This is a genomic window from Limnohabitans sp., from assembly GCF_044373035.1.
In the GTDB taxonomy this organism is placed as follows: Bacteria; Pseudomonadota; Gammaproteobacteria; order Burkholderiales; family Burkholderiaceae_C; genus Limnohabitans_A.
The window spans coordinates 1-8,850 of record NZ_JBILQU010000107.1; the positions used below are offsets into that span (position 1 = coordinate 1).

General features: G+C 61.6%; 7 protein-coding genes. 2 read left to right on the forward strand and 5 right to left on the reverse strand.

All coding sequences use genetic code 11. The annotated features are described in order from the left end of the window. From glyS to ACIQ47_RS13120, 5 genes are all read right to left on the reverse strand, one after another. Positions 1-1,532, reverse strand: a 1,532-nt coding sequence (glyS, locus tag ACIQ47_RS13100; protein WP_396438540.1) for a glycine--tRNA ligase subunit beta, incomplete at its 3' end; no start/stop codon positions are given. A gap of 10 nt (positions 1,533-1,542) precedes the next feature. Further along, complete coding sequence (gene glyQ / locus ACIQ47_RS13105; protein WP_396438546.1) at positions 1,543-2,448, reverse strand: glycine--tRNA ligase subunit alpha; 906 nt, start codon at positions 2,446-2,448, stop codon at positions 1,543-1,545. 69 nt (positions 2,449-2,517) lie between these two features. After that, the gene (lnt, locus tag ACIQ47_RS13110) at positions 2,518-4,098 is read right to left on the reverse strand and encodes an apolipoprotein N-acyltransferase (protein ID WP_396438541.1); all 1,581 of its coding nucleotides are present in this window, start codon (positions 4,096-4,098) and stop codon (positions 2,518-2,520) included. Further along, on the reverse strand, positions 4,095-5,021 hold the full coding sequence (locus ACIQ47_RS13115) for an HlyC/CorC family transporter (RefSeq protein ID WP_396438542.1): 927 nt from the start codon (positions 5,019-5,021) through the stop codon (positions 4,095-4,097). The genes lnt and ACIQ47_RS13115 overlap by 4 nt, the downstream gene beginning before the upstream one ends. Before the next feature lie 83 nt (positions 5,022-5,104). Beyond that, positions 5,105-5,857: a GNAT family N-acetyltransferase gene (locus tag ACIQ47_RS13120; RefSeq protein ID WP_396438543.1), complete on the reverse strand. Its 753-nt coding sequence runs from the start codon at positions 5,855-5,857 to the stop codon at positions 5,105-5,107. 159 nt (positions 5,858-6,016) lie between these two features. Here ACIQ47_RS13120 and ACIQ47_RS13125 point away from each other — a divergent pair, with 159 nt between their 5' ends. Both ACIQ47_RS13125 and ACIQ47_RS13130 read left to right on the forward strand, forming a co-directional pair. Beyond that, positions 6,017-7,702 carry an AMP-binding protein gene (locus ACIQ47_RS13125; protein WP_396438544.1) on the forward strand — a complete coding sequence of 562 codons (1,686 nt, stop codon included), beginning with the start codon at positions 6,017-6,019 and terminating at the stop codon, positions 7,700-7,702. Further along, positions 7,699-8,622 carry an MBL fold metallo-hydrolase gene (locus ACIQ47_RS13130; protein ID WP_396438545.1) on the forward strand — a complete coding sequence of 308 codons (924 nt, stop codon included), beginning with the start codon at positions 7,699-7,701 and terminating at the stop codon, positions 8,620-8,622. Before ACIQ47_RS13125 ends, ACIQ47_RS13130 begins: the two co-directional genes overlap by 4 nt. Positions 8,623-8,850: the final 228 nt, after the last annotated feature.

Below are 8,850 nucleotides of genomic sequence, written 5' to 3' on the forward strand. Positions count from 1 at the left end.
CGACGCAGCGCAAACGGGTCTTTGTCGCCCGTGGGCACGTTGCCAATACCGAACATGCCGACCAGGGTTTCGAGTTTGTCGGCCAGCGCCACGACCAGGCCCACGTGGTTGCGCGGCAACTCGTCGCCCGCAAAACGCGGCTTGTAATGGTCTTCAATGGCCTCGGCCACTTCGGTGGAAAGGCCATCGTGTCGAGCGTAGTAGCCGCCCATGATGCCCTGCAGCTCGGGGAACTCGCCCACCATGTCGGTCAGCAAATCGGTCTTGGCCAAACGTGCGGCCTGCTCGGCTTGTTTGGCCAGCAGATCACCGCCCACTTGCTGGCCAATCGCCTTGGCAATCGCGCAGACACGCGCCATGCGCTCACCTTGCGTGCCCAGCTTGTTGTGGTAGACCACCTTGGACAGGCCCTCAACGCGCGATTCGAGTGTCTTTTTGCGGTCTTGGTCAAAGAAGAACTTGGCATCGGCCAAGCGTGGGCGCACCACGCGCTCGTTTCCGCCGATCACCAAAGAAGCGTCGTCGGGTGTGATGTTGCTCACCACCAAAAACCGGTTCGTCAGCTTGCCCGAGGCATCGATCAACGGGAAATATTTCTGGTTGGCCTTCATCGTGAGGATCAGGCACTCTTGCGGCACACCCAGGAACTCGGTCTCGAACTGACAGGTCAGCACATTCGGGCGCTCGACCAGGGCGGTCACTTCGTCGAGCAGGGCTTCGTCCTCAATCGGCTGGCAACCGCCACCGACTTTGGCCGCAGCGGCTTGCAACTGGCGCACGATTTCGGCGCGGCGCTCGGCAAAACTGGCGATGACCGAGCCGTCGCGTTTCAAAGCCTCGGCGTACTGGTCGGCGTGTTGCAAGACCAAGGGCGAGACCTTGGCCTCAAAGCGGTGGCCTTGTGTGCTGTTGCCGGCCGTGAGGCCCAACGCCTTGACCGGCACCACCGTGCTGCCGTGCAGCGCGATCAGGCTGTGCGCGGGGCGCACAAAGTTCACACTGCTCCAGCCCGGCAACTCGCAGTCAGCCTCAAGCTGGTACTGCATGACTTTGGGAATCGGCAACTTGGCCAACGCTTCTTCCAGCGCTTTTTGAAGGCCTGCTTGCAGCGAAGCGCCTTTAACGATGCTGTCGTAAAACAGGGCTTCGGCTTTGCCATCGGGCGCACGCTTGAGGGCGGCCACGGCCGCCGCCGGGTCGCTCAGGTCGGCCCCCATCGCTTGCAGTTTTTTCAGCAGCGCGGGCGTGGCGTTGCCAGCCGCATCCAGGCCCACGGCCACGGGCATCAGCTTTTGCTGCACAGCCTTGTCGGGGGCTTGCGATTGAACATCCTTAACCCAAACAGCCAAACGACGAGGCGATGCAAATGCAATGTAATCTTCGCCGTATGTGATGGTTTTAGTTTTATCGACCAAGTCCTGATCAGCAAGTCGAAGCCAAATTTCAATAGCAAAGGCATCGCCTAGTTTCTTCAACGCCTTCGGCGGCAGCTCTTCCACAAACAATTCCACCAGCAAATTTTGTGTCGTCATGTCGTGCTCCTCACGCGGCTTTCTTGGGCATTTGGGCAACCCATTCACGCGGGGCCATCGGGAATTCCAGACGTTCGCGGCTCTCGTAATAACTCTGCGCCACGCTGCGGGCCAAGTTGCGGATGCGGCCGATGTAGGCGGCGCGCTCGGTCACGCTGATCGCGCCACGCGCGTCCAGCAAGTTGAAGGTGTGCGCGGCCTTGAGCACTTGCTCGTAGGCGGGCAGCGCGAGCTGCTGAACGATCAGGTTCTGGGCTTGTTTTTCGTGCGCACTGAAAGCGGTGAACAAGAAGTCAGCGTCCGAGTGCTCAAAGTTGTACGCCGACTGCTCTTGCTCGTTTTGCAAATACACGTCGCCATAACTCAGGGTGTCGGTCCACTTCAGGTTGTAGACGTTGTCCACGCCCTGCAGGTACATGGCCAAGCGCTCCAGGCCGTAGGTGATCTCGCCGGTGATCGGCTTGCAGTCAATGCCGCCGACTTGCTGGAAGTAGGTGAATTGCGTGACTTCCATGCCGTTGAGCCAAACTTCCCAGCCCAAGCCCCAGGCGCCGAGCGTCGGGTTTTCCCAATCGTCTTCAACGAAGCGGATGTCGTTTTTCTTGAGGTCAAAGCCCAGCGCTTCCAAGCTGCCCAAATACAACTCCAAGATGTTGCTGGGCGCAGGCTTCAAGACCACTTGGTATTGGTAGTAATGCTGCAGGCGGTTGGGGTTTTCGCCGTAGCGGCCGTCCTTGGGACGGCGGCTGGGCTGCACGTAGGCGGCTTTCCAGGGCTCGGGGCCGATGGCCCGCAAGAACGTGGCGGTGTGGCTGGTGCCCGCGCCGACTTCCATGTCGTAGGGCTGAAGCAAAGCGCAGCCCTGGGCGTCCCAGTACTGCTGCAATTTGAGAATGATCTGCTGGAAGGTCAACATGGCCGAAGCGGAGCCAGCAGCGAGCTGGCCTGAGTTGGATGGGCGCAAGCTTTGCGCGAACCCTTGATTTTACGGCCTTTGCCGCTTCCAAAAAGCCCAAGCCACCACCGCACAGCACAGCGCCCACAGCGGCGCCAAACCCCAGGCGCTTGCCCAGCGGGCAAAGGGCGTGAGGCCATGACGCCCATCAAAAGTGCCCGTCAGGCTGCCCCGGGTAAAGGGTGGCAACTGGTCGGTCACGCGGCCAGTGTGGTCGATGATGGCGGTGGCCCCGGTGTTGGTGGCACGCAGCATGGGGCGGCCCAACTCGATGGCCCGCAGGCGCGAGATGTTCAGATGCTGGTCCACCGCCAGGGTGTCGCCAAACCAGGCGATGTTGCTCACATTCACCAAGGCCGTGGGCGCGGTGGCCGGGTCCTTGAAGCGGATGGCCAGCTCTTCGCCAAACAGGTCTTCGTAACAAACGTTGGGAGCCAAGCGCTGGCCCTGCCAGGCCAGTGATGGCTGGTCCCATCCACCCGATTTGAAATCGCCCAAAGGAATGTTCATCATGCGGATGAACCAGACAAAACCCGGCGGCATGAACTCGCCAAAGGGCACCAAGTGCGATTTGTCGTAACGGTAGGGCGCAGCGCCCTGCGGCCCCAATGCCACCACCGAATTGGTGTAGCCCTCGTTCAGGCTGCCCAAGGGCAGGCCCACCAAGGCCACGGGACGACCTGGCTGCGCAAAATGCGCCTGCAAGCCGGACCAGTACCCTTCTGGCAAATGGCGTGGCAGCAAGGGAATAGCGGTCTCAGGGGCCACCACCAGGGGCTGCTGGCTGGCACGCAACTGCGCGTCGTACCACTGCAGCGCATCGCGCACGCCACTGGCCGCCTGGAACTTGTCGGTCTGCGAAATATTGGCCTGCAGCAACTGCACCTGCCCCAGACCTGCAGAGCTGGTGAACACAGGTCCGAAAGCCTGCAAAGCCCATGCCGAGAGCCCCACACCCAGCAGGGGCTTGAGCGCCCCCAGGCGCCAGCCCGTCAACGCCAGACGCATCGCCAGCCAGGCGGCCACAGCCCCCATGCCGTACACACCGACCCAAGGCGCGAAGGCGGCCAAGCTGCTGTCCACATGCGCATAGCCACCGGCCCCCCAAGGAAAACCCGTGAGCCAGCGCCCGCGCATGAGTTCGGCCAAAGTCCACACCGCCGCGAACAAGGCACTGGCCAAACCGGGCCGCTCGGCCACCAGTCCTCGCGCCAAGCTGACCCAGACCGCCGACGCAGCGGCGTAATACAGCGCCAGCGCCGCCGCCAGCGCCAGCACGGCCAACACGGCCAAAGGCGCGGGCAAGCCCCCCACTTGGTGCATGGACACATACAACCACCAAAAACTCCCCGCCAACCAGGCCGTGGCAAACACGCCACCGAACCAGGCGGCGTGCTTGAGGGAGTGGGCCTCTCGACCCCGATTGAAAGGCGAGAGAGCGAACCGCGCCATGCGCGCCAAGCCGGCGGCCAACAGCGTCAAACTCAAAACCTGCAACCAACCCAGGGCCTGGCCATTGCTCGGCCAGGCGATGGACGCGGCCTGCGCGGCCCCAGCCAATGCAGGCCAGACGGTCTGACTACCCAGTCCGCGTGGCCTTAAGTCACTCATGCAACGGACCCGGGTGCAGGCGTGTTGTCCGCGCTGCCGGGTTGGTCGGTGCCTCCAACAGGCAGGGGCGACACCTTGAACCAGCGCACCGCGCCAGCGCGGGTGTGCAAGACCACAAAGCGCAGGCCCGCCAGCTCGAAGCTTTCGCCCCGGTGCGGCACATGGCCCATCTCGTGGGCGATCAGCCCGCCCAGGGTGTCGAAATCGTGCTCGTCCTCGGCCTGCCGCGCCTGCCTCAAATCCACGCCAAAAGCCTCGTCCACACGCTCGATGGCGGTGTCACCACTGACCCTGAAACTGCGGTCGGGCAAACCAAAAATATCACCTGCATCTTCAGCGATGTCGAACTCGTCCTCGATCTCGCCCACAATTTGCTCCAACACATCCTCGATGGTGATGAGCCCAGCCGTGCGGCCGTACTCGTCGATCACGATGGCCAGGTGGTTGCGGTTGTCACGAAACTGCCGCAGCAGATCGTTCAGGCCCTTGCTCTCGGGCACAAACACCGCTGGGCGCAACAGGGCGCGGATGTTCAACTCGGGCGCACGCTGCAGCTTGAGCAGGTCTTTGGCCAACAGGATGCCGATGATGTTGTCGCGCTCACCCTCATAAACCGGAAAGCGCGAATGCCCGGTGTCGATCACCTGGTGCAGCAACTCGTCCACGGTGTCTTCGATGTTGAGCAAGTCCATGCGCGGGGCCGCCAGCATCACATCGCTTGCGGTCATGTCGGCCATGCGGATCACGCCCTCGAGCATCAAACGGCTCTCGGTGTTGATGATCTGGTTGTCCTCGGCCTCGGCCAGGGTCTCGATCAGTTCGTCGGTCGAGTCGGGTCCAGGGTGGATGAACTCCGAGAGTTTTTGCAAAAAACTCCGCTTGTCTTCGCGCTCGGCGTGGCGCGCGGGGTGAGGGTCAGACACGGTCTAGGCTTGCAGGACATGCTGTAGTGAACAGACTGTAAGGATAGCGGATTTGGATGACGAACGGTCCACTCATGGCCCACTCAAGGCCCACGCGCACTGTGGCGAGCATCGCGCACACCTTGGCGGATCTTTTGCACCGTGTCCAGCCACTGGCGAAACTGGTGGGCCTGCATTTTGAGCTGGTAGTCCAACTCGGCCATTTGCTCTTGCATCAACCCGTTGAGCTGGCTGTCCAGGGTGGCTTGCGGCATGGACAGGTAAGCCTCGCTTTCGCTGCCATCGCGCTGCACCACGGCACCGGCATGGCGCGCGATCTTGAGCATGGCCACGTTCTCGCTCAGCGCATGGATAAACAAGAGGTTCACCCCCTGGTTGCGGGCGTGCATCACCGCATGCGCAAACAGCTTGGCCCCCAGGCCTTTGCCCCGCTGGTGCGGCGACACCGAAACACCAAACTCGGCGCAAGTGGCCCATTTCGGGTCGACCGAATAGGCCAGGTGCGCCATGGCCACCAGTTCCAAACGGCGGTTGAAGACCCCGAAAATCTCATCCCGCTCAAAATTCAGGCCCTGCACATAACGCTCAATTTGCTCGTCGGTGGCGGCATAGCCAAAGCGCAGGTAGCGGTCTGCGGCGGGCAGGGCCCGCAATTGCCTGGCCATGCGCGGTTTGTGACGCGGCGACAGCGTGCGGATAGGCACCCAGCTGGCACTCTTTCTGGCCACTCCTGCCAAAGCCAACGGCACCGCATCGGCTGCGCCGAACACACTTCGCCACAGCTGTTGAAGCATGGAAGTGAGTTTTTTAGTACGCGAGTCAGAGGGGGTGCTCATGATTGAACCTAGGGTTAACCCTATTGTGCGCCCTTTTGCCTGGCCCCGGCTCACGCGGGTTTTGTCGCCTGTGAGACCTCCAAGACCTCCTCTCAGGAATTGCCCTGTGTCTGCCCCGGCGAGAGCTGGTGACAATGCAGGCCTACAGGAGAAAAGCGCATGGAACGTATTTGGCTCAAGAATTACCCGCCGGGTGTGCCCCACGACATCGACACCGCCCAATACAAAAGCCTGACCGAGTTGCTCGAGCGCTCATTCCGAGAGCATGGCAACAGCCCGTTTTCGGTCTGCATGAACCGCTGGATGAGCTACAAACAGCTCGACGAGTTGTCCACCGCCATGGGGGCTTGGCTGCAAAACAAGGGCTTGGAGCCCGGCAGCCGGGTGGCCATCATGCTGCCCAATTTGCCCCAGTTTGCCGTGACCATGGCCGCCATTTTGCGGGCGGGCTACACCTGCGTGAACGTCAACCCCCTTTACACAGCGCGCGAGCTGGAGCACCAACTCAAAGACTCTGGGGCCACGGCCATCGTGATTCTGGAAAATTTCGCCGCCACCTTGCAGGACGTGATTGAGCGCACCGATGTGCAGCATGTGGTGCTGGCGTCGATCGGCGATTTGCTGGGCCCCATCAACGGTCGCTGGTTGAGCTTTGCCGTGCGGCACCTGGCCAAGATGGTCCCCACGTTCGAATTGCCCTTGAGTGGCGGGCGCACCGTCACCCCGTTCAATAAAGCCATCGCCCAGGGCCGGGGCCTGAACTTGCGCCCCACAGCGCAGACCATGGACGACACCGCATTTTTGCAATACACAGGCGGCACCACAGGCTTGTCCAAAGGCGCAGTGCTCACCCACCGCAACGTGGTGGCAGCCATCTTGCAGGCCGAAGGCTGGTTCTCGCCGGCCTTGGCTGACATCCCCGATTTGCGCCAAGTGAACAACGTGGCCGCGCTGCCGCTGTACCATATTTTTGCGCTGACCCTGTGCCTGCTGGCCATGCGACAAGGCTCCTTCATCACGCTGGTGCCCAACCCCCGTGACTTTGCCAAGTTCATCGAGGTGCTCAAGCAGCGTCCCTTTCATGTGCTGCCCGGGGTGAACACGCTGTTCAATGCGCTGATGCAGCACCCGATGTTCAAGACCATCGATTTTTCCTCGCTCAAACTGACCCAAGCGGGCGGCATGGCCGCCTCAGAAGGTACGGCCCGCCACTGGCAATCGGCCACGGGCAGCGCCATGATCGAGGGCTGGGGCATGAGCGAGACCTGCGCGATTGGCACCAACAACCCGGTCACGCAAAAAACCTTCAGCGGCAACATCGGCCTGCCGCTGCCGGGCATCGACATCGCCATCAAAGACGACGAGGGCCAAAGTCTGCCACTGGGCAGCTCGGGCGAAATTTGCATTCGCGGCCCCAACGTCATGACCGGTTACTTCAACCAGCCCGAAGAAAACGCCAAAACTTTCACCGCTGACGGCTTCATGCGCACCGGCGACATCGGCATCATGGACGCGCAAGGCTTCACCCGCATCGTCGACCGCAAAAAAGACATGATCATCGTCAGCGGCTTCAACGTCTTCCCCAGCGAGCTGGAAAATGTCATCTCGACCTGCCCCGGCGTGGTCGAATGCGCGGCCGTGGGCATCCCCGACAGCATGCAAGGCGAAACCATCAAAGTGTTTGTGGTGCGCAACGACCCGATGCTGACCGAAGAAGCCGTGTCGCGTTTTTGCCAAGACCAGCTCACCGGCTACAAGCGCCCCAAATACATCGAGTTCCGCGACGAGCTGCCCAAATCCAACGTGGGCAAAATCCTGCGCCGTGACCTGCGCAGCGCCAAATGACCCCACCAAGCGCCCTGCCACCTGGCGTGCAGGTGTTCGAGCGCGGCTGGTTGTCGGCCAACAACGTGTTGATGCAGGACGAGCACAGCGCCACCTTGGTCGACAGCGGCTACGTCGCGCACCAGGCCCAAACCCTGGCGCTGGTCCAGCACGCCCTGCAAGGCCGCACGCTGGACCAGCTGGCCAACACCCACCTGCACAGCGACCACTGCGGCGGCAACCGCGCCCTGCAAGCGCAGTACCCGGCCCTGAAAACCTGGATACCGCCGGGCTTGTCGCAAGCCGTGCAGCATTGGCGCGAAGAGGAGCTGAGTTACCAACCCACAGGGCAAAACTGCCCCGCCTTTGCTTTTACCGGCTTGCTGCAACCGGGCCACACCCACCGCTGGGCCGACATGGACTGGCAAGTGCACGCGGCCCCCGGGCACGACCCGCACTCGGTCATCTTGTTCGCCCCCGAACACCGCTTGCTGATGTCGGCCGATGCTTTGTGGCAAAACGGTTTTGGCGTGGTGTTTCCGGAGCTGGAAGGCGTTGCTGCTTTTGACGAAGTGGCCCAAACCCTGGACCTGATCGAGCGGCTCGACCCCGCCACCATCATCCCGGGCCACGGCGCCGTGTTCACCGAAGTGGCCCCCGCGCTGGCCCTGGCCCGCAGCAAACTCGAAGGCTTTGCCCAAAACCCGGAGCGCCACGCCCGTTATGGTGCCAAAGTGCTGCTCAAGTTCAAACTGCTCGAATGGGGCCAGATCTCTCAAACAGAATTTGACCGATGGGCGGCCCAAGTGCCCTACTTGAAGCAATTGCACCAGCGCTACGGCAACGGCCTGAGCTTGAACACCTGGCTGCAGATGATGCTGGCTGAACTTGAGCGCAGCGGAGCGCTGAACGTGGAAGACGGGGTTTTGCACAACGCATGAAAAAATCCCGCTCAGACTCGCCCCTGCTCCAGCAAGTCAGATCACTGCCCCGTTGACACAAAACCCTGCACACCCCGCCCCACCAGTTTTTGACAGCCTGTCAATTCGTGGCGCACCCGGTGCTTGATTCCGCTTGACAAAACCCACGGTAATTTAACGTCAAGTTTGTTTGACTTGCCGGAGATTCCAAGGTTTCACTCAAGGGTGCCAACCTGTTTGTTTGGCCAA

Coding starts and splice junctions, on each gene's coding strand:
- glyQ (WP_396438546.1), bottom strand. CDS start 2,448: ATGTTGACCTTCCAGCAGATCATTCTCAAATTGCAGCAGTACTGGGAC.
- lnt (WP_396438541.1), bottom strand. CDS start 4,098: ATGAGTGACTTAAGGCCACGCGGACTGGGTAGTCAGACCGTCTGGCCT.
- ACIQ47_RS13120 (WP_396438543.1), bottom strand. CDS start 5,857: ATGAGCACCCCCTCTGACTCGCGTACTAAAAAACTCACTTCCATGCTT.
- ACIQ47_RS13125 (WP_396438544.1), top strand. CDS start 6,017: ATGGAACGTATTTGGCTCAAGAATTACCCGCCGGGTGTGCCCCACGAC.
- ACIQ47_RS13130 (WP_396438545.1), top strand. CDS start 7,699: ATGACCCCACCAAGCGCCCTGCCACCTGGCGTGCAGGTGTTCGAGCGC.